The following is a 24,195-nucleotide window of genomic DNA, read 5'->3' as shown; positions in this document are numbered from 1 at the left end:
TACTTTCTCACCTGAGCTATTCACTCTAGTATTTACAAAAAAGACCTACTTGATGATAACTTGGATAAAACGGACAATAAGCATGAGCAAGTAAGAAATAGAGGTCAGAACAAAGAGACGTTTGGAGAGTTTCCTAAAGAAACGAGTCCAGCAAAAAATTCCCTCCAGCTTTTCCTCCTGGTACAGGCCCCAAAGCCCCAGGATACCTAAAATAATAAAATACAAGGGAAGTAAGGAAAAATAAAAAATGGTCTCGGTTAAATAATGGAAGCATAACCATAGTATAGGATGCATGACATCGATGGGCAACAAGTGGATATGCCGTCCATCATTTAAATACTGACGAAAATAAAGGGCTAAAAATAAAGTTAAAAATGGCATAAGATAAATAATAATTTCTGTCCATGAAAACGACATCGGCTGACCTCCTTAGTATGTAAAGGCTAAAAAATAGTGGACAAACTGGGTTGATTAAATAGGCTGACTAATGCCAGCTCTCTCAAAATGACATCTATATACTAACCTAAAGTCAAAAAAAGCAAAAGCCCTTTCGCTAAGTAGCCACAGACCTAAACTGTTTAAGACTCGGATAAGAGAGTAATAAACTAAAAATAAAAAAAGAGATCAGAACTTATGTCCCAACCTCTCACAGCAGAATCATTATTCTGCATCTTCATTATTAGACATCACGTCTTGGCCATCGTAGTATCCACAACTTGGGCAGACATGATGTGACTTACGGTATTCACCACAATTTGGACAAGTAACCATTCCTGGAACTTCCAACTTGTAATGAGTACGGCGTTTGCGTTTTCTTTGTTTTGATGTTTTACGTTTTGGTACTGCCATCTCCATTACACCTCCTAATTAGTTTCAGATTATGATTCAGAAGTATTATCGCTCAATAGATCCTTCAACTTGGCAAAGCGAGGATCGATTTGATCCGATTTTTTTTCATCATTTTGAAATGAAGCTTCTGTCATTAAATTCCAATCGTCGCCAGATGGTAATTCTGTTGCTTCCAACTCATCAGGCGTCAATCGTTTAAGAGGGATATGTGTGATGATATTATCAACAATGGCCCTCCCCAAATCCACTGTATTATCCTCAAGTTCAATGACTAAGTTGTCCTCGTCTTGGACAAGTTCACTTTGCCAACCTGATTCAATATAGCGTTCTCGAATTGGAAACTGCATTGCCACATCTACCGGTTCAAGAGACCGTGAAGATGGGAGCGTTATAGTTAAAGCTATTTCTAATTGAGCCAATACTGTATGATCGTCGTATATCAAATACCCTTGAACCTTTACTGGTGATAAGTCGAGGACTTCTTGATTTTTATTCATTAAATCAGCTTTAAGGTCCAAGGTCTTATCAACCTTTAAGGGATCTTGGGCTTTTATACGGAGTTCTTGAAAAGACCATTTCATCATTGACCACCATTAAGCAACAAGAAAAATTATACCGATTTTCAATCGCTTTGTCAATGTTATTTCCTTGACAATCTTTTTCTCTACTTGCTCCCTTTCCACTATTTTTTATAACATGATCGGAGGATGAGCGAAAAGTTGACTTTCTTTACTTTTCATAACTACTTGCTGATAGATTTCATCCACACGAATCCATAAAGGCCAGGCCTTACTTTCATCCTTGCCTACACGGTTTATCATAGCATAAGAAGATGGATCTGTAATTTCTAAGCCTTTTAAATATTTTCTTCCCCTAGCATTAGCCCCTAAAAGATAGAGAGGTTGACGTTTTTTTAAATGATCCTGCATTTCCTGGTCAGAAACCCCTAAAAAAATCATCAAGAGCGCCCGTTGGATCCGGTACTTAGACCATTTTTTATTGGTAACCCGATTGAGAAAATCGGCATAGCAGGTCTCCCGCCGGGCGGATTCAATAAATTTTTTTTCAATTCCTTCGTAAACTTGATAATAGTCTGCCAGCTTTTGACGGGATTCAGATAAGATTTTATAACGCAATAAGGGGTACAAAACTGACCAAGAACTGTCATAATTGACTAATTCAAGCTTTTCCACCATCGCCTTAGGCATCAGCCAGTCGAGCTGACGGCAATCTACCTGATCTTCCAGTAGAGCCTTCCTAATACTGGTACTGGAAGCATAATTAGCCCCTGGGCTCATGTCTTGGTCTCGGTGCTGACTTCCTTTTCGCTTGATTGCAGTTAGGGACATGGGCGCTTGATACTTAGCATTGGCCTTGGCGTAAGAATAGGCTAATAAGACATTACTGTTATCAGTGAAATCGATCTTTAAATGCCTTAATTCAGGAACGTCCGCCACTAAATCAGCTAGGAGACTAATCGAGCTCTTGCCATAATTATTGGCATGAAAGGCTTCATTTTGCTGTTTCAAAGCCACCGTTTCCTCATGATCACTCACCCATTGAGCTAATTCTTGGTAGGGGGAAAAATCCTCTAGCTCACTACCAAAAGCTAATTGCTGGCAGCCCAGTGCATGTAGGCAACCCACTGCCCCTTCTGCGAAGAGGTCAGCCGGTTGAACGGCATACCAGAAGGGAAGTTCGACCACCAAGTCGCAGCCATTTTTCAAAGCGACTTCCGCTCGATGCCACTTAGAAAGCAAGGCTGCTTGACCCCTTTGGACATAATTGCCACTCATTATGGCAATGATAACTGTATCCGGTTGACGGCCCTTAAGCTGTTGGATCAAATAAGCATGGCCATTATGAAAAGGATTCCATTCTACAATCATTCCACAGACAGACATGTTAGGTTTACCTCCTTAACTCACTCAGTCTTCCCCTGGAAAATATCTACTTACTTTTTACAGGAAAAGAAGAGGCGGCGACTCTTTTCGCTAGGTTTATCTTGGCTAAAGTCTGCTGTGATTTGAATATCAGTAAAACCTGAGCTGAGTAAGGCTTCTTGATAGTTTATTAGGGGCCAAATTTGTTCCTGATGTACTTCTTCAAAACGCTGGTAAAGTTGACTGTCCTCATCCTTAACGAAGATATTCAATAAATGATCGATGGTATTAGGCCCCCTCAGCTGGTCACTTTGCCAAGTAAAAACAGCATCATCCCAGCTATCCACCCATTGAAAGTCAGGGTATATGCAATTCATCTGGTAAGAACTATGGATATCAAAAAGCAGGAGGCCACCCTTTTCTAAGGCCTCATAGCAAGCCTTAAAGGTAGCTTCTAAGTCAGCTAGACTATCTAAGTAACAGATACTGTCACAAAAGATGGAAATCAGGTCATAGCTTGTCTCAGTTTTGAAGCTACGCATATCTGCTTGAAAGTAAGGAATATAGATGCCTGCCTCCTGCATCTCTGCTTGAGCAATCGCTAACATTTCTTCAGACAGGTCCATGCCTGTCACATCATAACCCGCCTTAGCCAGTTCCAGGGTTAAGCGCCCATCTCCACAAGCCATATCCAAAATTTTTAGTCCCTCCTGATGAGTCAAGCGCGTCTCAACCTGATCTTCTAAATAATTCTGCCAGGCTTGGTAGAGGGATTGGTCAAAAATTTGGTGGTAGACTTCACTAAACAAGGCATATTGGTTAGTCTTCATCATCAGTTTCCAACAAAGCAGTTAAATTAACCAATGGCGCATCATTCCATAATTTTTCAATATTATAATGACTACGCACCTCTTTATTAAAGACATGGACAATGACATCCACACAGTCAATTAATACCCAGGCATGGCCGTCTTTTCCTTCAATGCCTTTGACCGTATACCCTGCAGTTTCAACAGCTTCTGCAATACTATCCACAATGGCATTGACTTGTCGGTCATTTTTAGCGCTAACAATAACGAAATAATCAGTCAGTGGGGTTAATTGGTTAACTTCAAGAGCAACAATATCTTGCCCTAAACGATCATCAGCTGCCTTTACAATAAGCTCCATTAACGGACGATTTAATTGATTAGTCATTCACTCTTTCCTTTCTTATTAATCCAAGCATTATATACCGCTAAGCTCTCAGGATAAATACTTTGTCCCTTTTCAATCAGATGTTTTAGATTTTGCTTAATTTTATAATCCACCGCCAAATCGATGGACTTTTCAGTTAAGTTCCGAGCCTGGTCCACCCCAGGAAAATCGCGGCCTGGCTCCATGTAGTCTGCTAAAAAGACTAACTTAGCCGTATCGGTCCAGTCAATACTTCCGGTGGTGTGCTTATAAATAGCATAATAAATTTCTAAGTCGTGGAGGCCAAATTCATCCACAGCCTTCATCGCTGCTAGGGGGCCATGCCAGATCGCATTACCATAGTTCACCCACTCTTCATCAAAACCAGGGAAGTGGGCATAGGTCTTTAACGTTTCCAGACTATCTTCTTTGGCGTAGTCATGGAGCAAACCAGCAATCCCAGCCCGCTCCCAGTTCAACTGATATTTTTGGGCGAGTTCTATAGCGGTGGACTCCACCCGTAAACAGTGCTCGAAGCGATCCTTAGATAAATTATTTTTTAATGCCTTAATTAAGTCTTCACGACTAGCCACAATGTATTTGTGGGAATAATTGATTTCTTTAGTCATGATATAACCCTTCCTTATTAATATAATCTCTGACCGCTTCAGGTAATAAGTAGCGGATGCTGGATCCCTTATTGACGCTTTGCCGTATATAGCTTGAAGAAATATCAATTTGAGGACTATCGACATAGATAATATTATAGTCACTCGGCATATCATAGCCAGGTCTTTGAACCCCGACAAAATGACAAAGCCGCATTAATTCTTCAACCCGGTACCACTTGGGGAGATTTTCCACCATGTCACCGCCGATAATAAAATAATACTCATTGTCAGGGTGGAGGGTGGTCAAGATATCCATAGTATCGTAAGTATAGGATTTACCGGGACGATCGAGCTCAATTTTTTCTATTGCAAAGTGATCATTTGCTTGGATGGCAAGGTCTAGCATGGCCAAACGTTTGTCGGCAGCAATAGTCTCCTTATGCTCGGCATGGGGCGGAAGATTGCTAGGCATAAAGTCCACTCGGTCCAGGCATAACTTTTCATAGACCTGTTCAGCCACCATCAAATGCCCTTGGTGAATGGGATTGAAGGTCCCCCCTAAAAGACCAATTCTTTTTTTAGCCGGACTGCTTTCCTGGGCTTCTTCAAGGACTTGGCAGCTGTAATTCCCTTGTCTTTGCCTATTCTCAGCCATTCATTACACTCCCTTATTTTTTAAGGCGCGAATTTCTTTCGATAGCTTTTGATTCTTTTCCTCTGAGGAAGTCCGGTAGAGGACGATAGTGTGTCCGATACTATAAGCGAATTGAGGCGCTAGGGCCTGGTCAATGGCTTCAAGAGCTTGGTCGGTTTCAATTTCTGCGTTTTGTAAGACTGAGACTTTAACTAACTCTCTCTTCTCTAAGGCTTGGTCAATTTGTTCCATTAGCTCATCTTTTAAGCCGTTTTTTCCAATTTGCAAAATGGCCTTTTCATGATGAGCTGCTTTTTTGATTGCCTTTTTTTGTTTATTAATTAGCATATTTCCTCCTAAATAAGTGGTTTTCTTTGAAAAATATCGACTGTTTTAGGTGCATAAATAGCTACTTTTCCTGTTTTCTTGATACTTAGCCAACCTAGGCCAGCAATAACCAAGTCACATGATTCTTTAATGGTATAGTCCTGACCAACAAGATCAGGAAATTGCTCGACTTCACTGGCACTTGGTGGAGTGAGTAGGCCCCCTTGGTGTTTAGCTAAGAATTCATCTGATCCCTCGGTTTTCCGCCGGTGAATGTCCACTTGATTACTTAAGTAAACTGTTACCCCTTGCTTGTCTCCTGCTAAGTAGTCAAAGCGAGCCATTCCACCTAGGAATAAACTCTGACCCGGATTTAATTGAAAGGTTCTCGGCTTTATCCGCTTTTGGGGGAGGATCTGCTCAATACTTTTATAATCCAACAAACTGGTCATTTGACTGTCCTTAAGAATACCAGGCGTGTCAATTAAGTCACTATCCTCATCGAAAGGAATTTTTATCAAATCTAAAGTGGTTCCTGGAAATTGACTGGTAGTAATAACACTATCGCTAAAGCCTTGGGCCCTAAGCATACTGTTAATTAAGGTCGATTTCCCCACATTACTTACTCCAACAATGTAAACATTGCGGCCCTTGCGGTGTTGGTCAATAAAATTAAAGAGATCATCTATGGCTTTATTTTTGACGGCAGAGGTTAGGAAGACATTTCTGGCTTTAAAGCCTTGGTCTTTTAAATATTTCTTCAACCAGGCTTCAATTTTACTGCTTTTGACATCACTAGGGAGCAGGTCAACTTTATTTGCTACAAATACAATATCATTATTGCCCACTAAACGTTCTAAGGCGGGAATAATGGTGGACTGTACGTCAAAAATATCAATGACATTGACGATTAAAGCATCGTCCTCACTGATCTCATGTAAAATCTGCCTAAATTCTGCTGGAGTCATTTGGACTTTTTCTAATTGGTTATAGTGGCGCAATTTAAAACAGCGTTGGCAATAGAGCTCGCCACTTTCTACCCCCTTGTCATAGGCACTTTTTGGAGTGTAACCTCGCTCCTTGGGCTGGTCTGTTTGCAAGCCTGCTCCACAACCAATACAATAAAGGACTTCCTCAGTCAATCCGATCCCTCCACTTTAATTCTGAATAGCGTCTTTTTAGTCCATTAAAGACAAAGCTTTCGATACGACGGTTTATCCGCGTGACTAGACTATCACTGTTGGTCACCGGTCGGACCAAGACACTGCGCAAGCCTTGCCGGTTGGCCACAAAAATATCAGTCAATAGCTGGTCGCCAATAATAATAACTTCCTCTTCTTTTAAGCCGGAAATTTTCAATAAATGTCTTATTCCCTTGCGAAAGGGTTTAAAAGCTGCTGAATAGTATGGAACTTGCAATTGATCTGCGACATGTTTTACCCGCTGTTCATTGTTATTGGATAAAATCATGACCTCAATGCCGTTGTCTTGCATCTCTTTGACCCATTCAATCAATTCCTGGGTAGCATCTGGAAAATCCCAGGCAATTAAGGTATTGTCTAAATCAGTTATTATCCCTTTCACACTCAAGCTCTTTAGGGCTTGGGGCGAGATGGAATAAATTGTATCTACCAACCAGGTCGGTAGGAAGTAGTCTGTGAGCATATCCCTCTCCTCTCTACATTTCTTACATTATAGCATAATCATTGGCATTGATAATTGATGGGGTCTTTTAAATAGAGGAAAACACGACTCCTAAAACTAGCCGCTAGAAGTCGTGTTTAAACATATTATTCAAACTCATCCAGGGTTTTCACTTCTTCAAAGCGACTCCCCTTATCATCAATAGCAAAGTCATAGAGGCTGACCTCTTCAAGGCTAGTCTCCAGCAGGTCCTTAATTTCTTGACTATGGGAAGCCTGAACCATGGTCATTACAGTAGGTCCAGCTCCACTAAGATAAGTGCCATAGACTCCAGGAACACCTTTTAAAAGTTGACGCACTTGTTCTAATTCAGGCACTAAGCTCTTACGATAAGGCTCATGGAAATAATCCTGTTCCATTAACCGCCCCGCGTCATCCAGATTGCCTTCCATTAACTTGGAAACTAGAACATTTCCCATCCCGTTGGCCCGGACAGCATCAGCATATGACAGCTGGTCAGGAAGAACTTCGCGGGCTTTTTTAGTCGATAATTGATAATGAGGTACGGTAGCGATTAAGCGGGTATTAGGAAAGACCTCCTTAGACCAAATCACTTCTTCAGACCCGATGGCCACTCCAATCACTAGTCCGCCTGCTAAACAAGGAGCAATGTTATCAGGATGTCCTTCGATTTTATTAGCTAAATTAATTTTATGGCTTAGTGACCACTGGAATTGATTGAGATAATCAACAATTTCAATAGCAGCAACAATGGCACTGGAACTGCTCCCTAGGCCACGTGTGATGGGAATCTGACTGTGCATATATAATTGTTGGGGCGGTGTTTGGGGGGCAAGATCGAGAATGGTTTTTATCAATAAGTTATTCTCATCAGTCGGGACATCATCCCCCAGGTTATGTCTAATCTCCCATTCTTGACTAGGGCCGATAATATCTACTCTCAAATACAGGTCGACAGCCACCCCGACTGAGTCAAAACCTGGGCCTAAATTGGCTGAAGTGGCGGGAACTATAACACGCTGCATGCTTTAGTCCTCCTTCTCTTCTTTAAAAATAGGATAGGAAGCCAGTAATTCCACTCCTGGGGCGCTTTCAAGCTGCTTGGCAATTTCTTGATGGGCAGAATAGCTTCCTGGACTGGTTAATATATACAACATTCCTTCTTGGTAATTGCCCAAGTGGTTGATAGAGATTCCTTCTTGGTTGAGGAGATCGAACAGGGTCTTTAGGCCTTGACTCTGGTCCTGGATGGCTAAACGATAGTAATAAGGATAGTTGGCTTGGGCAGACAAGTGGACCTTTTCGTCTAAAGAATAATTGGCAAAGACTTGGTAGTCATCATTTTCCTGGTTCTTAGCGACTTGGATGATATCACTCACAACAGCAACCCCTGTTGGCAACTCGCCGGCTCCGGGACCGTAAAACATCATTTCTCCCCCAGCCTTGCTCTTGGTATAAACAGCATTCATCTCTTGCTTAACCATAGCTAATGGATGTGATTTTTCTAGTAAAAAGCTTTGCACTTCACAGGCGAAATTTTCTCCTTGACGGTCAAGAACTGCCAGGGATTTAATCACGTAACCTAAATTCTTAGCAATCTCAATGTCTAGCGCATTTAAGTCACTAATCCCTTTGATCATCACGTCATCTAAGTTAAGACTAATACCAAAGCCCATCTTAGCGAGGATAACCGCCTTACGACCAGCATCAAGGCCATCAACATCGGCACTAGGATCGGCTTCGGCGAAACCGAGTTTTTGAGCTTTAGCTAAGGCTTCTTGGTAGCTAGAACCATTTTCGGTCATTTCGCTAATAATAAAGTTAGAGGTCCCATTTAGAATCCCTAATATTTCAGTAACTTCATCGCCGGCGAAACTATTTCGTAGGGTGTTTAAGATAGGGATGCCACCAGCGACCGCCGCCTCGAAACGTAAGTCAACTTCCTTAGTTTCAGCGAGTTGACTTAAGGCAGCTCCATGTTCACAAATAAGGTCCTTGTTGGCAGTAACCACCGCTTTTCCGGCTTGAAGAGCGCCTTCAATACATTGCTTGGCAAAATCGATGCCACCCATAACTTCAACCACAATATCAATGTCAGGGTCAGCAATAATCTCTTGATAATCAGTAACAATTTCAGCCTGACTAGAAAATTCTTCGGTGACTTTTTCGGGGCTTCTAACAAAGATCTTTTTTACTTCAAGGGAATGGTGGAGTTGGCTGGTAATTTTGGCCTGATGGTCGCGCAAAACGCGGAATACACCCTGACCAACTGTTCCTAAACCTAAAATAGCTATCTTCTTACTTACCATACTTGCCTCCTTCTTATCTAATGCTTGGGTATTTCTTCTAAAGCCTGCTTCACATAATAACGATCGGTTGGGTAAGCTTGGTCGACACCATTAATTTTCATGGTATCTTCATCCCCCTTACCAGCAATCAAGACCACGACCTCTCCATCATAAGCAGAAGCTTGTTGAAAAGCATAGGCAATGGCTTGGGGACGATTAGGGATAATTTCTGCCTGACGCTTAGCCGCTTGAATGGGTTGGTTGATTTCTTGGCATATTTTTTCTACTGATTCAGTCCCAGGATCATCCATAGTAAGAATAATTTCATCCGCATATTGGGCGGCTACTTTCCCTAAATCCTTTCGCCTAGAAATTGCTTTGTCCCCTGCAGAGCCAAAGACCACAATGCTATGGGCCTTAGGATACATTTGTTGGCTTGCTTCAAAAAGTTTTTCTAGGCTCAATTTATTGTGGGCAAAGTCAACGATAGCATGGATGCGTTTATCCGTGGAATGATAGACTTCCATCCGGCCTTCAGTTTGTGCTTTTTGTAAGGCCTTTTTTATGGTGTCATAGGGGACCTGATAATAGCGGGCAATCGCAATGGCGACTAGGGCGTTTTCTACATTGAACCGCCCCAGCATCTTCATCCGGATCTCCCCATCAAAATCAGGGGCATGTAAGCTAAAGCGTTGTTGGTCGGGACCAGATACAATATCCTTAGCTAGATAATCGGCCTGTTCATTCTTAGTAGAGACCGTCACAATTTTCTTGACCGTTTTCGAATCGCTTGCTCTTTGATAAATTCGGTCGATATGGTCAGCGTCTAAGTTAATCACCGCCAACTGACTTTGGTCAAAAAGCTTCAACTTACTCATGAAGTAATCTTCGAAATTAGGATGCTCGCTTGGCGAAATATGGTCCGTGGAAATATTCAGAAAAGCGCCAACTTCAAAGGGAACTTCTGCTACCCGGTGATACTTGAGAGCCTGACTAGAGACTTCCATGGTCATAAAGTCGATTGCTGACTCGCGGACATGGTTAAAGCGATAGAAAAGTTCAAGGGACTCAGGCGTGGTTAAGTGGGATTCTCCTTGGTCAACTCCATCATAATAACTAGAGGAAGACAGATAGGCAGTTGGCTGCTTTCCTAAGCTTTCCTGGTACAAATCAAGAATCTTAGTTAAATAGAAGGTAGTCGTTGTCTTCCCCTTCGTTCCCGTAATCCCAGTTAGGTGAAAGGCTTGGTAAGGGGCTTGGTAAAAGAAATCCGCAATAATGGGCATGGCTAAACGGATATCTTCCACTTGTATAAGGGGGAGATTCAGACCATAGTCCTGCTCACTCACATAGGCAATGGCTCCTAAAGCTTGGGCTTGTTCTAAATAAGCCGGCTTAAAGTGAGCTCCCTTGCAGAAGAATAAGGTTCCTTCAGAAACCGCTTTGGAATTGTAACTTAAGTTTTGGACTGACGCCTGGCTCGTTAGCAGCGGACTCTTTAATTGCCCTCGTTCATCAAGTAGGCGACATATCTCCCTTAATGTCTTTTTCATAATTGCCTCACTTTCTCTTCTGAATTTTCATTATACACTAAGTCAACTTTGTTTAACAAGATCAGTCCAATGTCCAGCTACAGAAAAAGCCTGGACAATCTCCAGGCTGTTTGTTAGTCAAATTATTGAATGAGGTCATAAATCTCCATAGCGGCTAGATCGATGTCATCAAATTGAAAAGTTTGATCTACCCCATGCTCGATTAATAGAAAGCTTTCACTTTCACGATCATAGCGCACCATGCATCGTTCCTCGCCCTCTTTTTCAAATCGTCTCACTTCAATATCTGATCCCTCTTCAAGCATGGCCTCAAGTCGAGAAATAATCGCTTTTAGTTGTGAAGCTTGCATTTTCTGTCCCCTTTCATTACTCTTGTTTCATTTTAACAAAAAGTCATGAAATGAAAAGGAAAAATTATTGAAAGGGCCAGATATTTTCGGAAATTTTCTCAAAAAAGCTAGTATCATCATCTTCCATCTGACTTTCTTGCTCCCTTATTAAAGAAGTATACAAGGCATAGACCCGTTCACAGAAAGTCTGGGCAGAAATTTCCTGCTCCAAACGCTGAAAGGCTTGGCAATTCTCAGAAGCTGAGCCTGCTAAGGAAAGTACTGCCTGGCTGAACTGGTCAACTTGGTCAAGTAATTTACCTATCGGAGCTGTCCGGTTTAAGTTAAGTAAATAGTCATTCTTCATAGCCACAATGGGCAAATGATTGCCAATGGCCTCGATAAAAGTAATTCCCTGGGTCTCAGTCACGGATAAATTCACATAAATATCAGCGATTTGATAATAACCGTTAATTTCTTCATGGGGAACCATCCCAGTAAAAATAACTGCATGACTTATCTTGAGTTCTTGGCTAAGGGCCATTAAGTGGTCTTTTTCCGGTCCATCACCGACTATCAGTAGCCGAGCCTGGGGGATAAGTTCCAGAAGCTGAGCCATCTGCCGAATTAAACTATCTAAATTCTTCTCTTGGGCAATTCGGTTAACCGTGATAAGAACCAGCTGGTCATCCGCAAGCCCTAGCTCATCCTTTAATTGTTGGCGGTCTGCCTTTGCTAACTGCTTTGAGAAACGGACACCGGACGGTATGACTTCAATCGGGCGCTCAACACCGTATTCCTGTAACACTTGGCGGATCATTTGGCTAGGAGCAATAACCGTATTAGCTAATTGACAAAAATAACGGGTATAGGACTTAACCGCCGCCTTAGGCACTAAGTGACCATTTAAGATATAATGCAGGTAATTTTCATACCAGGTGTGATAAGTATGCACAATGGGTAAACGCAAACGGTGAGCCACCATGACGCCAAAAATCCCCATGGTAAACTCGGTATGGGTATGGATGATATCTAATTCTAATTCTTTGGCCTTCTTATAAATCGGTCGCAAAGTTGTCACCGCCACCCGACGTTCTTTAAAAAAGAGAAAGGGAATGGATTCGTACCTAAATATTCCTTCTTCCGCTTGATCCTCTTTCACCTTAGGATCTGTCGTGGTGAAAATATAAACTTGGTGGCCGGCTTTGGTCAATTCTTCTTTTAAGGTCTGAATTGAGCTAGCCACCCCACTAGTTTGTGGAAAATAAGTATCCGTAAAAAAGCCGATCTTCATTTTCCTCTCCCCTCATTATCATCTACTATTAAGCTGTGCAAAGTACTTTTATTTTAGCACAGGTCAGAGTGAATACCAATCCAAGAAAAAAGTGCTGGTATGATTGAATCACTCTCCTTCACTGAAGGCAGTATTCATTACCAGCACTTAATTAGTTTATTCTTTTTAGTCTAACTTAGACACATAGTCATGAACCATTTCGGCCACTTCTTCTGAACTGGTCTTTTCATTCATGGCTTTGTGAGCTAATTCTTCACATTCTTTAGAATCTAAGCGAGCCATTAAGGAACGCGATTTAAGAATTGAAGTTGCGCTCATAGAGAATTCATCTAAGCCCATACCAACAAGTAATGGGATAGCAGTTTGGTCACCAGCTACTTCCCCACACATACCGGTCCATTTACCTTCTTTGTGACTAGCTTGAATCACATAGTTAATCAGGCGTAGAACGGCTGGGTTATAAGGTTGGTAGAGGTAAGAGATATTATTATTCATCCGGTCAGCAGCCATGGTGTATTGGATCAAGTCGTTGGTTCCAATACTAAAGAAGTCAACTTCCTTGGCAAATTGATCAGCTAAAACAGCAGCTGCTGGGATTTCAATCATAATCCCCACTTGAATATTGTCAGCAACTTCAACGCCTTCGTCAATTAATTTTTGACGTTCTTCCTCATATAGGGCTTTAGCTTGACGCCATTCTTCTAAAGTGGCTACCATTGGGAACATAATGCTTAATTTCCCATAAGCGGAAGCACGTAGAAGTGCCCGCAATTGGGTCCGGAACATATCCGTTTCTCTTAAGCAAATCCGGATAGCACGGTAACCCAAGAAAGGATTTAGCTCTTCAGGTAAGGCTAAATAAGGGAGTTTCTTATCTCCACCAATATCCATAGTCCGGATAACCACATTCTTACCATTAAGAGATTCTAAAACTTCCTTATAAGCTTCAAATTGTTCTTCTTCAGTTGGGAAGTGGTCTGAATCCATATAGAGGAATTCTGTCCGATAAAGCCCCACACCTTCAGCTCCGTTTTCATGGACACCAGGTAAGTCTTTAGGCGAACCGATATTGGCAACAATTTCAAACTGTTTACCATCTTTGGTTAAGGAATCCGCATCTTTTAGGCTTTCCCATTCAAGCTTTTGTTTTTGATAAGCCTTAGCTTTGTCCTTATAGCTATCAACAGTGGCTTGGTCTGGATTAATTAATACTTCCCCTTCAAAACCGTCAACAATGACTAAGTCACCATCACTAACCGCTTCAGAGGCAGAAGTGGTCCCGACAACAGCGGCAACTTCTAAGCTACGCGCCATAATTGCTGAGTGAGATGTCCGTCCACCAATATCAGTAACAAATCCTTTAACATATTTGTTTAATTGTGCTGTATCACTCGGAGTTAAATCAGGAGCAATAACAATTGCATCCTCATCAATTAAACTCAAGTTAGGAATTTTGGCGCCGATTAAATGTGCGATGAGGCGGTCGGTAACATCTTTAATATCCGCTGCACGTTCTTGCATATAAGGGTTATCTTCCATGGCTTTAAAGATAGCAATAAAGCCATCAGCAGTTTGGCGCACAGCAGTTTGAGCATCAAGATTTTCATCTTTGATTTTTTGTTGGTAAGTCGCAATCATTTCTGGGTCATCTAGCATTTGTAAATGCGCATCAAAAACTCCTGCTTCTTCTTCAGATAGACGTTCTTGCGCAATCACTTTAATCTTAGCGATCTCAATGCGACTATCGTCAATAGCCTTAGTTAAGCGGTCAATTTCCGCATCAGCATCTTCTACTTTTCCTTCTTCAAAGGATAAGTCAGGTTGTTCCAAAAGAAAGGCCTTAGCAATGGCGTAACCATCACTAGCCCCAATTCCTTTCAACTTTTCCATGTTATTCTGACAACCCTTCACTTTTCATGGTTTCTTGGATAGCTGCCATTGCTTCTTCTTCATCTTCACCTTCGACAGAGATGGTTACATCGGCACCTTGGCCTACGCCTAAGGACATTACACCCATGATGGATTTCAAGTTAACAGATTTACCCTTATATTCTAAGTTAATATCAGATTTAAATTTGCTTGCAGTTTGCACAAGTAAGGTTGCTGGACGAGCATGGATACCAGTTTCTGCAGTAATATTAAAGTCTTGAGTTTTCATTATTATAATCTCCTTTTTTTAAATCTACATAATTTGACGACTTTCCCAACTATCGCTTAAAGAAAAGAAAACCGTTACATTAATAATGTACCATTTTTTAAGCATGGTGACAACTACTTAATTAAATTCTCCTTGGCTTTAGCATGGGAAAACAAGCTTTATGACTTGAATGTCAAACATGGTCAATGTATAATAACAATTGAAGGTCAATGTTTATCAAAAAGGTATTTTTACAATATATGGATATAAAAATATTGGCCAATTTCTTAAGAAAGGAGCGTGGCACTATTGAAATGCCAACGTTGTAACCAACGCGAAGCTGCCATTCACATGTATGCGAATATTAACGGTCAAAGGCAGGCAATTAACCTTTGCCAACCTTGTTATGCAGAGATAATTCGCAACCAATCTCAAACCGGTAAAAGCAATAATGATAATAATTCATGGGGCAACCTCTATGAGCTACTCAGACAAATGCAAGATAAAGGATCCCATAATGCTAACGGTCAAGAGCCTCCACACCATCCTAATGATGGCCAAGGAAATAGCTTGTTGGCTAATTATGGAACCAACATGACTGAATTGGCTCGGCAAGGCAAGTACGACCCGGTCATTGGCCGTGACCAAGAAATAAATCGGGTGATCGAAATTCTCAACCGTCGCACCAAAAATAATCCTGTCCTCATTGGAGAAGCCGGTGTTGGTAAAACGGCAGTTGTGGAAGGTTTAGCCCAAAAAATAGTGGCTAAAGAAGTTCCTGAAAAGTTACAAAACAAGGAAGTTATTAGTTTAGATGTGGCTTCCTTAGTCCAAGGTACTGGCGTTCGGGGCCAATTTGAAGAAAAAATGCAAGCCCTGATCAAAGAAGTCAGCTCAAATCAATCAATCATTCTATTTATTGATGAAATCCATGAAATCGTGGGAGCAGGAACAGCTGATAATTCATCAATGGATGCTGGCAACATCTTAAAACCTGCCCTGGCCCGAGGCGAAATGCAATTAGTCGGTGCAACAACTTTAAATGAATTCCGTCGTATCGAAAAAGATGGCGCTCTGGCCCGCCGCTTACAACCGGTTCAAGTGGATGAGCCTTCGGTGGAAGAAGCCATCACTATTATCAAGGGCTTAGCCGACCAATACCAAAAATTCCACCATGTTCACTTTACTGACCAAGCCTTAGAAGCAACGGTTACCCTGTCTAATCGTTATATCCAAGACCGGCAATTACCTGATAAGGCCATCGACCTACTTGATGAAGCGGGGTCCAAGAAAAACTTAACCATTCCCTTCTTGGATAAGGAGGCCTTAAAAGATCAGATTCAAGAATTAGAAAAATTAAAGGAAATGGCTACCGATGCTGAAGACTATGAGAAAGCAGCCTATTACCGCGACCAATTAAAGAAATATAAGGATATGGCCGCTAATAATGAAGCTGTTGTTGAACAAGTCCCAACGATCACTGTCGAAGACATTGAAGAATTAGTGGAAGCCAAAACCGGTATCCCCGTTGGCCAGTTACAAGACCAAGAACAAAACAATTTATTGCAACTTGAGGATGAACTCAAGGAGACAATTATCGGCCAAGATCCTGCTGTCGAAAAAGTATCAGCAGCAATCCGCCGTAACCGTGTGGGCTTCCACCCAGGTAATAAACCCATTGCTTCCTTCCTATTTGTGGGGCCTACGGGTGTCGGCAAGACAGAATTAGCCCGTCAGCTTGCTAAGCAACTCTTTGGTAGTGAAGAAGCAATGATCCGCTTTGACATGTCCGAATACATGGAAAAACACAGTGTCTCTAAGATGATCGGTTCACCACCCGGCTATGTCGGCTATGACGAAGCTGGCCAATTAACTGAGCAAGTCAGACGGCAACCTTATTCCCTCATTCTCTTAGATGAAGTGGAAAAGGCCCACCCTGATGTCCTCAACCTCTTCCTACAAATCATGGAAGACGGTCGACTTACTGATGCACAAGGTCGTACGGTTTCCTTTAAAGATACCCTTATCATCATGACCTCCAATGCCGGAACGGGTAACGTTGAAGCTAGCGTCGGTTTTGCCGCTAGTCAACAAGGAAAAAACCAATCTGTCTTGGACCAATTGGATAATTACTTTAAACCTGAATTCATGAACCGCTTTGACGGCATCATCGAATTCCAACCACTGACCAAGGAAGAATTAATTCAAATTGTCGACCACATGCTCACCAGCATGAACAAATTACTCAAGGGACAAAAAATCAGCATTGCCATTGACGACCAAGTGAAAGAAGCTCTTGTAAAACTGGGCTATGACCCCAAACTGGGTGCCCGCCCATTAAGACGGGTCATTCAAGAACAGATTGAAAACCAAGTCGCGGATCTATACTTAAAGGATCCAAGTATTAGCTATGTCCACTTTACTGTGGATGATTCTGGCAACATTGTTGTTAATGAGAGTGAAAATAGTCAGGCACTTGAAGAAACCGAAGCCGATTAATTAAATAAGCCATTTTAAAAGGAGCTGGGACAAATCCCAACTCCTTTTTTGTGCATAATTAATAGAGTATTTTTAAAACGCTAATCAAGCACCTATTTAAGCAGTTTAGCCGCGTGAATAGTTAGGAGCCTCCTTAGTGATTTGAACATCATGGGGATGAGATTCCACTAGGCCAGCCGAACTGATGCGGACAAATTGACCATTTTGGCGTAAGTCTTCCACATTGTGAGCACCGCAATAGCCCATTCCTGACCGTAAACCACCCACCATTTGATAAACAATAGCACTAACAGGCCCTTTATAGGAAACTCGGCCTTCGATACCTTCGGGCACCAATTTATTAGCTTCATTCACTTCACCTTGGAAGTAACGGTCGGCCGACCCTTTTTTCATGGCAGCCATACTCCCCATACCGCGGTAAGTCTTGAAGCGTCTGCCTTGATAAATTTCCATTTCACCAGGGGCTTCATCAGTACCCGCTAGCATGGAACCTAGCATAACTGCGTGACCACCAGCTGCCAGGGCTTTCACGATGTCCCCAGAATACTTGATACCCCCATCGGCAATAATGGTTTTACCAAATTCATTAGCTACTTGGGCCGCATCGTAAATGGCGGTTAATTGGGGCATCCCTACCCCAGCGACCACCCGGGTAGTACAAATAGAACCAGGTCCAATGCCTACCTTAACCACGTCCACGCCTGCTTCAAAAAGTGCTCTCGTTCCCTCAGCAGTCGCCACATTACCAGCAATAATGGTGAGATGAGGATAGGATTGACGGACTTCTTTGATCTTATTTAAGACACCTTGAGAGTGACCGTGCGCCGTATCAATCACAATAGCATCAACCTCTGCTTCAGCTAAAGCTTGAACCCGACGGAAGGTATCGGAAGTCACGCCCACAGCCGCAGCACACAATAAACGGCCACTGTCATCCTTAGCCGCATCGGGATAATTTCTTACATTTGCTAAATCCTTAAAAGTAATCAAACCGGACAGATTTCCCGCTTCATCGACAAGGGGAAGCTTTTCAATCCGGTGACTTTGTAAAATTTCTTCAGCCGCTTCTAAACTGGTCCCGACAGGCGCGGTGACTAAATTATCCTTAGTCATATAGTCAGCGATTTTTCGTGAGCTATCCGTAACAAACCGTTTATCGCGGTTAGTAATAATCCCCACTAGCTTATGAGAGCTTTGACTTTCCACAATGGGAACACCAGAAATGTGGTAAAGGCTCATTAATTCTTCGGCTTCTCTAACGGTACTATCAGGATAAAGATAAAAAGGATTAGTAATCACACCACTTTCTGAGCGTTTAACCTTTCTGACTTCCCCCGCCTGGTCATCAATGGTCATATTTTTATGGATGACACCCATACCGCCTGAACGTGCCAGAGCGATGGCCATTTCTGATTCAGTCACAGTATCCATACTTGCCGAGAGTATCGGAACGTTTAAGCGTATATTATCAGCTAATTGAACACTGACATTGACCTGGTCAGGGACAATATCACTCGCTTGGGGTATCAATAATACGTCATCAAATGTTAGTCCTTCTTTAACAAATTTATTTTCCCATTGATTCATGAAGCCAAAACTCCTTTTTTTGATATTTTATATTGATCCCTAATATAGCACAAGTAAAAGCAAAAATACATACATTTTTAGTAAATATCTAATAAAATATACGACTTATAAGCGATTTAAAGGAAAATAAAACCCCTTTTTACCAAAATAGACTGTTTTTGGTAAAAAGGGAGCATTAGTGAATTAACTAGCTATAAGTGTTCACCTTATCAAAAACTGACAGGGCTTATCGCTATCCTATTAGGGCTGCTTTTGCTTTTTTGCGCACTTATTCGATTCCTATAATAAGGATTCCAATTGCACATCAGGATATTTTTGTTGGAACCAATTTTCAGCAAATTGATTTTCAAAAAGAAAGACAGGTTGGTCAAAGCGGTCTTTGCAGAGCAAGTTACGACTCGATGACATGGAAGGATCCAGTTGATCTTTGGAAATCCAACGAGCAATTTTATTGCCCAGGGGTGTCATTTCCACTTCCGAATTATATTCATTTAACAAACGGTACTGGAAGACTTCGAACTGGAGTTGTCCGACTGCCCCTAAGATATACTCCTCGGTGTGCCAGGTTTTATAAAGTTGGATAGCCCCTTCTTCAACGAGTTGTTTAATCCCCTTATGGAAGGATTTTTGCTTCATGACATTCTTAGGACTCACCTTCATAAATAATTCCGGCGTAAATTGTGGGAGGGGTTTAAAGTTTACCTTGTGCTTGCCTGAATAGATGGAGTCTCCAATTTGAAAGTTTCCGGTATCATAAAGGCCAATAATATCCCCTGCCACTGCTAAACTAGCATGTTCACGAGTATCGGCCATGAAGCGCGTGGTATTATTCAGCTTTAACTTCTTATCCGTTCGAGCTACAGTGACATCCATGCCTTCATGAAACTCGCCCGAGCAAATCCGAACAAAGGCAATCCGGTCACGGTGTCGGGGATCCATGTTGGCTTGAATCTTGAAGATAAATCCGGTTAATTGTTCATCAAGAGGGTCAACTAAGTCCTCTTCCACTGTTTCAACCGCTTGGGGCGCGGGAGCAAAATCGACAAAGGCATCTAAGAAGGTTTGAACACCAAAACCCGTTAAGGCAGAACCAAAGAAAACTGGCGTTAACTTCCCTGCTTGGATGGCCTCCGAGTCAAAAGGATTTCCGGCCTCATTTAAGAGTTGAGCATTCTCCACGGCCTCCTCATACCAAGGCGAATTTTTCACTTCATAATCCCCTTCAAGTTCACCATCTTCATTTAAAGGTAAGAAATCATTACCGCCATTAGCTTCTGGGTGAGTCAATTCTAAGCGATTATTAAAGAGATCGTAGTTGCCTTGGTAGGTCTTTCCCATGCCCATGGGCCAGTTCATGGCATAGGCATCGATCCCTAGGACTTCCTCTAGTTCACTAATCAGTTCCATAGGTTCACGGCCATCACGGTCCAATTTATTCATAAAGGTGAAGATCGGAATGCCCCGATGGCTAGCCACTTCAAACAATCTCTTGGTTTGGGCCTCAATCCCTTTCCCAGAATCAACCACCATGACCGCAGCATCCACTGCCATCAAGGTCCGATAGGTATCCTCGGAAAAGTCCTCGTGGCCCGGGGTATCCACAATATTAATTTGGTAGCCGTCGTAATCCACCTGCATCACCGAACTGGTCACTGAGATCCCACGCTGTTGTTCAATCTTCATCCAGTCGGACTTGGCAAAGTGACCACTTTTCTTGCCCTTAACCGTCCCTGCCTGGCGAATAGCTCCTGAATATAGGAGTAATTGTTCAGTAATAGTCGTTTTCCCGGCATCGGGGTGGGAAATAATGGCAAAGGTCCTTCTTTTTTTTACTTCTTCTGCTCTATTCATGCATGACATCCTTTTTTTATAACTTCTTTTTTCTATGGTTCAGTAAAAAACTTGCTTATTTATCATATCATAACCCCATAAAACTAAGAAAGTTTTCTTTTAAAAAAGAGAGTGTGACAGTCACACAAAGGATAAAATTGCTGGAGAAAATTGAGATAAGCTCAGTGAAACTGAGCGTTACCAGTTTTTGAAGTGGACGTTCGTCCTGTGACTGGAACACGTTTTGATTAGATAGTTCGTATTAAAAAAGCTGGGACTTTCGCCCCAGCCTCTTAGTTGAGTTTATTTTTCTGCTAAATAGCGTGACAAGAAGGCCTTGGTCCGTTCATGTTGAGGGTGATTGATCACTTGGTCAGGTTCGCCATCTTCAACAATGACCCCTTGGTCCATAAAGCAAATTCGCGAAGAAACGTCACGAGCAAAGGCCATTTCATGGGTCACCACAATCATAGTTAGGCCTTCTTTAGCGAGTTCAGTCATAGTTCCTAGCACCTCACCGACCATCTCCGGATCCAAAGCCGAGGTCGGTTCATCAAAGAGTAAGATTTCTGGGTCCATAGATAGGGCCCGGGCAATAGCGACCCGTTGCTGTTGTCCACCTGATAGTTGGTCAGGACGAGCATCACGGTAAGGAGCCATGCCTACTTTTTCTAGGTTTTTCAAAGCGGTTTTTTCCGCATCTTTTTTATTTCTTTTCAGAATTTTTTCTTGGCCGATCACACAGTTTTCCAGCACATTCATATTCTTAAACAAGTTGAACTGTTGGAAAACCATGCCCACCTTGGCCCGATATTTATTCTTATCAAAGTTTTTAGCTAGGATAGACTGGTCATGATAGATAATATCACCAGAAGTGGGCTGTTCCAGCAAGTTCATACAGCGTAATAAAGTTGACTTCCCTGATCCTGATGAACCAATAATAGAGATCACATCACCAGGGCTAACCGCAAAGTCAATATCCTTTAAAACCAAATTATCGCCAAACTTCTTCTCTAAGTGAGAAATTGTTAAAATCTCATTTTTCATGAATATTCACCTCACTAGTCGATGATTGATAGACAGTATAAGTATCGCTTCCCGACATCTTCTTTTCCACCAAGCGTAGTAAGCGGGTCGTGGTAAAGGTCAGTACGAAGTAAATAATCGCTGTGATGAAGAAAGTTTGGAAGGTCAGATAGGTAGTCCCGGCTGCCGATTTAGAAACAAAGAATAGTTCAGTAACAGCAATAACATTTAAGACTGAGGTGTCCTTGATATTAATCACAAACTCATTTCCTAAAGCAGGTAATATACTACGAATCGCTTGGGGTAAGACCACATAGGTCATGGTTTGGAAGTGATTCATACCAATTGCTTTAGCCGCTTCTGATTGACCATCGTCGACACCGATAATCCCACCCCGGATAACTTCAGCGAGGTAAGCACCGGTATTCACTGAAACAATGAGCAAGGCAGCGAACATGGAACTCATATCAATCCCTAGGAATAATTTCGACCCATAGAAAATCATCATGGCTTGGACCATCATTGGGGTCCCCCGGAAGACTTCAATATAAGCCGTAATCAAGAATTCAACCACTTTGTATAAGATAGATACTATCCCGCTACTTTCGCCAATTGGCATCGACCGATAAATCGCAATCAATAAACCAATTAGAAAGCCGACAATGGTAGATATCAAGGCAATATACATGGTCGTCGCAGCACCTTTAAGCAATTGACCCTTGTAAGTCGACCAGATGCTGGCCACTTCACCCCAAAAACCAATATCTTCGCCGCGATTATTTAAATCAACCATTTCTTGCATCAGGTTTTCCCGATCCTTATCTGGAATGGTCGCTAAGGCTTGGTTAATTGGTTCCATTAAAGGTGAATCTTTGCGGAGTCCGACGGAGGACCAGTTAGCAATATCCCCCGTATCAAAGCCCTTCCCTTCATCAAAGGAAACAATCTTTAAGTCCGGATTAGCAGCGACAGCAGAGAGGGCTCCCGGCCGGTCTGAAATATAGGCATCAATCTTATTACTTAGCAAGGAAGAGATCATAGTTGGGAAAGAATCCATTGGGGTTTGTTTGTCAATTCCTTGCATTTGATCGAGTAAATCAACGTGGAAAGTATTTAATTGTGCGGTTACCTTGGCCCCATTAAAGTCATTAATGGATTGGGCATTGGCATAAGGACCATCCTTTAAGGTCACTACAACCATGTCTGAGCCATAATATTCATCGGTAAAATCGATTTGTTTTTCCCGTTCAGGTGTCGGTGACATTCCCGCTACAATGGCATCAATTTTTGCCGATTGTAAGGCAGGTGGCAAACCATCCCATTCCATCTTTACGATTTCTAGCTTTAGCCCTAAAGCATCGGCAATTTGCTTGGCTATTTGCACATCGTAACCATTAGCATATTCCCCACTAGCGTTACTAATTTCGATGGCGCCATTAGCGTCTGTCGTTTGACTCCAATTATAGGGAGCATAATTTGCTTCCATCCCTACTCTTAATACACCAGGTGTCTCTAATCCCTGATTAAGAGCTTCTTGATCAACCTCAATTCTTGGCTGATTTTCAGCAGCATCTACCCTTAGTGGACTAGCTAAACCAACCAAAAGGGATAAGGTTAACAAGAGAAAAGAAAGCGCTGCTCCAAATCTCTTTGACATATATCTTCGCTCCAATCTTCTATTTGAGTGGTTCTAAAATAAGAAATAAAAGTTATATTCACAAAGCTCTCTACTCCCTTATTGATAGAACATTTCTCTATTATAGACCAAAGGAAGTCCATAGTTCAAGAATAGCAAAAAATATCCAAATAAAAAGCCCTGCTAGGTCTAACTAGACCAAAAGCAGGGACTTTTCATCGCGACTACCCGTTCATGTCTTTAATTTTGATCATCCGGGTCTTAGTGGATCGCTCATTCTCTTCTAATTTACTTTGAATATAAGCGATCGTTTCCTTGGTATCGGGAATAACCCGATATTCCAAGGCATTCACCCGTCGTCTGGTTGATTCAATATCATCAGCCATTAACTGACAGGTCTTTTCAATTTCACTGAGTTCTAATAACTTAGGCATGACTTGATTTAAGGTTGCAATCGCGTCATCTAACTCACTTGCAGTATTTAAGAAACTATAAGTGTTACGATCCTTACCTTCTTGGTATTCATCTGAATAGTGGAAATTCATCTTAGGAACATCGACACTCATAATATTTTCATGACGAATTTCAAGTTCCACACTCTGACTAGGTATGGCCACTAATTCATCAATGTAAGCCTCGTTAACCAGGGCAGATGCAAGCACAAAATTTTCCAGAGCTAAGGATAGGTCTGCTTCGACCTCTTGACGAAGGTCATTATTTTTTCGAATGAGGTCAATAAACTGACGCATTAGCTCATCTTGCTTATCTTTTAACAATTTATGGCCGCGAGTTGCTATGGAAAGATTGCCTTGGAGTTTTTGCAATTCCATCCGAGTAGGCTTAACATTTAAAGCATTTGCCATAAAATATC

General features: G+C 41.9%; 24 protein-coding genes. 1 reads left to right on the top strand and 23 read right to left on the bottom strand.

The features are described 5' to 3' along the window. Nucleotides 1–45 precede the first annotated feature (45 nt). The 18 genes from DBT49_RS03390 to DBT49_RS03305 form a co-directional block, all read right to left on the bottom strand. Nucleotides 46–417 carry a DUF3397 domain-containing protein gene (locus DBT49_RS03390; protein ID WP_070559271.1) on the bottom strand — a complete coding sequence of 124 codons (372 nt, stop codon included), beginning with the start codon at nt 415–417 and terminating at the stop codon, nt 46–48. A 243-nt stretch (nt 418–660) separates the two neighbouring features. Further along, nucleotides 661–849, bottom strand: a complete 189-nt coding sequence (gene rpmF / locus DBT49_RS03385) for a 50S ribosomal protein L32 (protein ID WP_081456691.1) — start codon at nt 847–849, stop codon at nt 661–663. A 29-nt stretch (nt 850–878) separates the two neighbouring features. After that, on the bottom strand, nt 879–1,430 hold the full coding sequence (locus DBT49_RS03380; RefSeq protein ID WP_070559273.1) for a YceD family protein: 552 nt from the start codon (nt 1,428–1,430) through the stop codon (nt 879–881). Nucleotides 1,431–1,538: 108 nt separating this feature from the next. Further along, complete coding sequence (locus DBT49_RS03375; RefSeq protein WP_070559275.1) at nt 1,539–2,753, bottom strand: tRNA(Met) cytidine acetate ligase; 1,215 nt, start codon at nt 2,751–2,753, stop codon at nt 1,539–1,541. 50 nt (nt 2,754–2,803) lie between these two features. Continuing rightward, nucleotides 2,804–3,562, bottom strand: a complete 759-nt coding sequence (locus DBT49_RS03370) for a class I SAM-dependent DNA methyltransferase (RefSeq protein WP_168163192.1) — start codon at nt 3,560–3,562, stop codon at nt 2,804–2,806. After that, nucleotides 3,552–3,929, bottom strand: a complete 378-nt coding sequence (rsfS, locus tag DBT49_RS03365; RefSeq protein ID WP_070559280.1) for a ribosome silencing factor — start codon at nt 3,927–3,929, stop codon at nt 3,552–3,554. Before rsfS ends, DBT49_RS03370 begins: the two co-directional genes overlap by 11 nt. After that, nucleotides 3,926–4,537: a bis(5'-nucleosyl)-tetraphosphatase (symmetrical) YqeK gene (gene yqeK / locus DBT49_RS03360; RefSeq protein ID WP_070559286.1), complete on the bottom strand. Its 612-nt coding sequence runs from the start codon at nt 4,535–4,537 to the stop codon at nt 3,926–3,928. Before yqeK ends, rsfS begins: the two co-directional genes overlap by 4 nt. Continuing rightward, the gene (locus DBT49_RS03355) at nt 4,530–5,174 is read right to left on the bottom strand and encodes a nicotinate-nucleotide adenylyltransferase (protein WP_070559290.1); all 645 of its coding nucleotides are present in this window, start codon (nt 5,172–5,174) and stop codon (nt 4,530–4,532) included. Before DBT49_RS03355 ends, yqeK begins: the two co-directional genes overlap by 8 nt. 3 nt (nt 5,175–5,177) lie before the next feature. Beyond that, nucleotides 5,178–5,501 (bottom strand): ribosome assembly RNA-binding protein YhbY, encoded by a 324-nt coding sequence (yhbY, locus tag DBT49_RS03350; protein ID WP_070559292.1) that lies wholly within the window; start codon nt 5,499–5,501, stop codon nt 5,178–5,180. A gap of 8 nt (nt 5,502–5,509) precedes the next feature. Continuing rightward, a complete protein-coding gene (gene yqeH / locus DBT49_RS03345) occupies nt 5,510–6,622 on the bottom strand; it encodes a ribosome biogenesis GTPase YqeH (protein WP_070559294.1) in 1,113 nt (370 codons plus the stop codon). Then, nucleotides 6,615–7,145 carry a YqeG family HAD IIIA-type phosphatase gene (locus tag DBT49_RS03340; protein WP_070559296.1) on the bottom strand — a complete coding sequence of 177 codons (531 nt, stop codon included), beginning with the start codon at nt 7,143–7,145 and terminating at the stop codon, nt 6,615–6,617. Before DBT49_RS03340 ends, yqeH begins: the two co-directional genes overlap by 8 nt. Before the next feature lie 125 nt (nt 7,146–7,270). Next, a complete protein-coding gene (thrB, locus tag DBT49_RS03335) occupies nt 7,271–8,170 on the bottom strand; it encodes a homoserine kinase (RefSeq protein ID WP_070559298.1) in 900 nt (299 codons plus the stop codon). 3 nt (nt 8,171–8,173) lie between these two features. Then, complete coding sequence (locus DBT49_RS03330; RefSeq protein WP_070559301.1) at nt 8,174–9,454, bottom strand: homoserine dehydrogenase; 1,281 nt, start codon at nt 9,452–9,454, stop codon at nt 8,174–8,176. A 17-nt stretch (nt 9,455–9,471) separates the two neighbouring features. Then, nucleotides 9,472–10,986, bottom strand: a complete 1,515-nt coding sequence (locus tag DBT49_RS03325; RefSeq protein ID WP_070559303.1) for a Mur ligase family protein — start codon at nt 10,984–10,986, stop codon at nt 9,472–9,474. A gap of 122 nt (nt 10,987–11,108) precedes the next feature. Next, entirely contained in the window at nt 11,109–11,336 is a 228-nt protein-coding gene (locus DBT49_RS03320; protein WP_013669196.1) for a YkuJ family protein, read from the bottom strand. Between the two features lie 64 nt (nt 11,337–11,400). Beyond that, nucleotides 11,401–12,609 (bottom strand): glycosyltransferase family 4 protein, encoded by a 1,209-nt coding sequence (locus DBT49_RS03315; protein ID WP_070559305.1) that lies wholly within the window; start codon nt 12,607–12,609, stop codon nt 11,401–11,403. A gap of 165 nt (nt 12,610–12,774) precedes the next feature. After that, nucleotides 12,775–14,499, bottom strand: a complete 1,725-nt coding sequence (ptsP, locus tag DBT49_RS03310; RefSeq protein ID WP_064292289.1) for a phosphoenolpyruvate--protein phosphotransferase — start codon at nt 14,497–14,499, stop codon at nt 12,775–12,777. 1 nt (nt 14,500) lies between these two features. Continuing rightward, a complete protein-coding gene (locus DBT49_RS03305; protein ID WP_013668503.1) occupies nt 14,501–14,767 on the bottom strand; it encodes a phosphocarrier protein HPr in 267 nt (88 codons plus the stop codon). Nucleotides 14,768–15,055: 288 nt separating this feature from the next. On the opposite strand from DBT49_RS03305, the gene DBT49_RS03300 reads away from it, so the two are divergent. Beyond that, a complete protein-coding gene (locus tag DBT49_RS03300; RefSeq protein WP_101560558.1) occupies nt 15,056–17,245 on the top strand; it encodes an ATP-dependent Clp protease ATP-binding subunit in 2,190 nt (729 codons plus the stop codon). A 105-nt stretch (nt 17,246–17,350) separates the two neighbouring features. On the opposite strand, the gene guaB is transcribed toward DBT49_RS03300, so the two are convergent. From guaB to DBT49_RS03275, 5 genes are all read right to left on the bottom strand, one after another. Next, a complete protein-coding gene (guaB, locus tag DBT49_RS03295; protein WP_070559309.1) occupies nt 17,351–18,832 on the bottom strand; it encodes an IMP dehydrogenase in 1,482 nt (493 codons plus the stop codon). 279 nt (nt 18,833–19,111) lie between these two features. Further along, on the bottom strand, nt 19,112–20,683 hold the full coding sequence (locus DBT49_RS03290; protein WP_070559311.1) for a peptide chain release factor 3: 1,572 nt from the start codon (nt 20,681–20,683) through the stop codon (nt 19,112–19,114). Between the two features lie 282 nt (nt 20,684–20,965). Then, entirely contained in the window at nt 20,966–21,709 is a 744-nt protein-coding gene (locus DBT49_RS03285) for an amino acid ABC transporter ATP-binding protein (RefSeq protein WP_070559313.1), read from the bottom strand. Next, the gene (locus DBT49_RS03280) at nt 21,699–23,345 is read right to left on the bottom strand and encodes an ABC transporter permease subunit (protein ID WP_101560559.1); all 1,647 of its coding nucleotides are present in this window, start codon (nt 23,343–23,345) and stop codon (nt 21,699–21,701) included. Before DBT49_RS03280 ends, DBT49_RS03285 begins: the two co-directional genes overlap by 11 nt. 203 nt (nt 23,346–23,548) lie before the next feature. Then, complete coding sequence (locus DBT49_RS03275; RefSeq protein ID WP_070559317.1) at nt 23,549–24,187, bottom strand: V-type ATP synthase subunit D; 639 nt, start codon at nt 24,185–24,187, stop codon at nt 23,549–23,551. Nucleotides 24,188–24,195 lie beyond the last annotated feature (8 nt).

The sequence above is a fragment of the Aerococcus mictus genome, from assembly GCF_003286595.3.
Classification (GTDB): Bacteria; Bacillota; Bacilli; order Lactobacillales; family Aerococcaceae; genus Aerococcus; species Aerococcus mictus.
This window is presented reverse-complemented; position numbering and strand designations above follow the sequence as displayed.

Coding starts and splice junctions, on each gene's coding strand:
- DBT49_RS03390 (WP_070559271.1), bottom strand. CDS start 417: ATGTCGTTTTCATGGACAGAAATTATTATTTATCTTATGCCATTTTTA.
- rpmF (WP_081456691.1), bottom strand. CDS start 849: ATGGCAGTACCAAAACGTAAAACATCAAAACAAAGAAAACGCAAACGC.
- DBT49_RS03380 (WP_070559273.1), bottom strand. CDS start 1,430: ATGAAATGGTCTTTTCAAGAACTCCGTATAAAAGCCCAAGATCCCTTA.
- DBT49_RS03375 (WP_070559275.1), bottom strand. CDS start 2,753: ATGTCTGTCTGTGGAATGATTGTAGAATGGAATCCTTTTCATAATGGC.
- DBT49_RS03370 (WP_168163192.1), bottom strand. CDS start 3,562: ATGAAGACTAACCAATATGCCTTGTTTAGTGAAGTCTACCACCAAATT.
- rsfS (WP_070559280.1), bottom strand. CDS start 3,929: ATGACTAATCAATTAAATCGTCCGTTAATGGAGCTTATTGTAAAGGCA.
- yqeK (WP_070559286.1), bottom strand. CDS start 4,537: ATGACTAAAGAAATCAATTATTCCCACAAATACATTGTGGCTAGTCGT.
- DBT49_RS03355 (WP_070559290.1), bottom strand. CDS start 5,174: ATGGCTGAGAATAGGCAAAGACAAGGGAATTACAGCTGCCAAGTCCTT.
- yhbY (WP_070559292.1), bottom strand. CDS start 5,501: ATGCTAATTAATAAACAAAAAAAGGCAATCAAAAAAGCAGCTCATCAT.
- DBT49_RS03340 (WP_070559296.1), bottom strand. CDS start 7,145: ATGCTCACAGACTACTTCCTACCGACCTGGTTGGTAGATACAATTTAT.
- thrB (WP_070559298.1), bottom strand. CDS start 8,170: ATGCAGCGTGTTATAGTTCCCGCCACTTCAGCCAATTTAGGCCCAGGT.
- DBT49_RS03330 (WP_070559301.1), bottom strand. CDS start 9,454: ATGGTAAGTAAGAAGATAGCTATTTTAGGTTTAGGAACAGTTGGTCAG.
- DBT49_RS03325 (WP_070559303.1), bottom strand. CDS start 10,986: ATGAAAAAGACATTAAGGGAGATATGTCGCCTACTTGATGAACGAGGG.
- DBT49_RS03320 (WP_013669196.1), bottom strand. CDS start 11,336: ATGCAAGCTTCACAACTAAAAGCGATTATTTCTCGACTTGAGGCCATG.
- DBT49_RS03315 (WP_070559305.1), bottom strand. CDS start 12,609: ATGAAGATCGGCTTTTTTACGGATACTTATTTTCCACAAACTAGTGGG.
- ptsP (WP_064292289.1), bottom strand. CDS start 14,499: ATGGAAAAGTTGAAAGGAATTGGGGCTAGTGATGGTTACGCCATTGCT.
- DBT49_RS03305 (WP_013668503.1), bottom strand. CDS start 14,767: ATGAAAACTCAAGACTTTAATATTACTGCAGAAACTGGTATCCATGCT.
- guaB (WP_070559309.1), bottom strand. CDS start 18,832: ATGAATCAATGGGAAAATAAATTTGTTAAAGAAGGACTAACATTTGAT.
- DBT49_RS03290 (WP_070559311.1), bottom strand. CDS start 20,683: ATGAATAGAGCAGAAGAAGTAAAAAAAAGAAGGACCTTTGCCATTATT.
- DBT49_RS03285 (WP_070559313.1), bottom strand. CDS start 21,709: ATGAAAAATGAGATTTTAACAATTTCTCACTTAGAGAAGAAGTTTGGC.
- DBT49_RS03280 (WP_101560559.1), bottom strand. CDS start 23,345: ATGTCAAAGAGATTTGGAGCAGCGCTTTCTTTTCTCTTGTTAACCTTA.
- DBT49_RS03275 (WP_070559317.1), bottom strand. CDS start 24,187: ATGGCAAATGCTTTAAATGTTAAGCCTACTCGGATGGAATTGCAAAAA.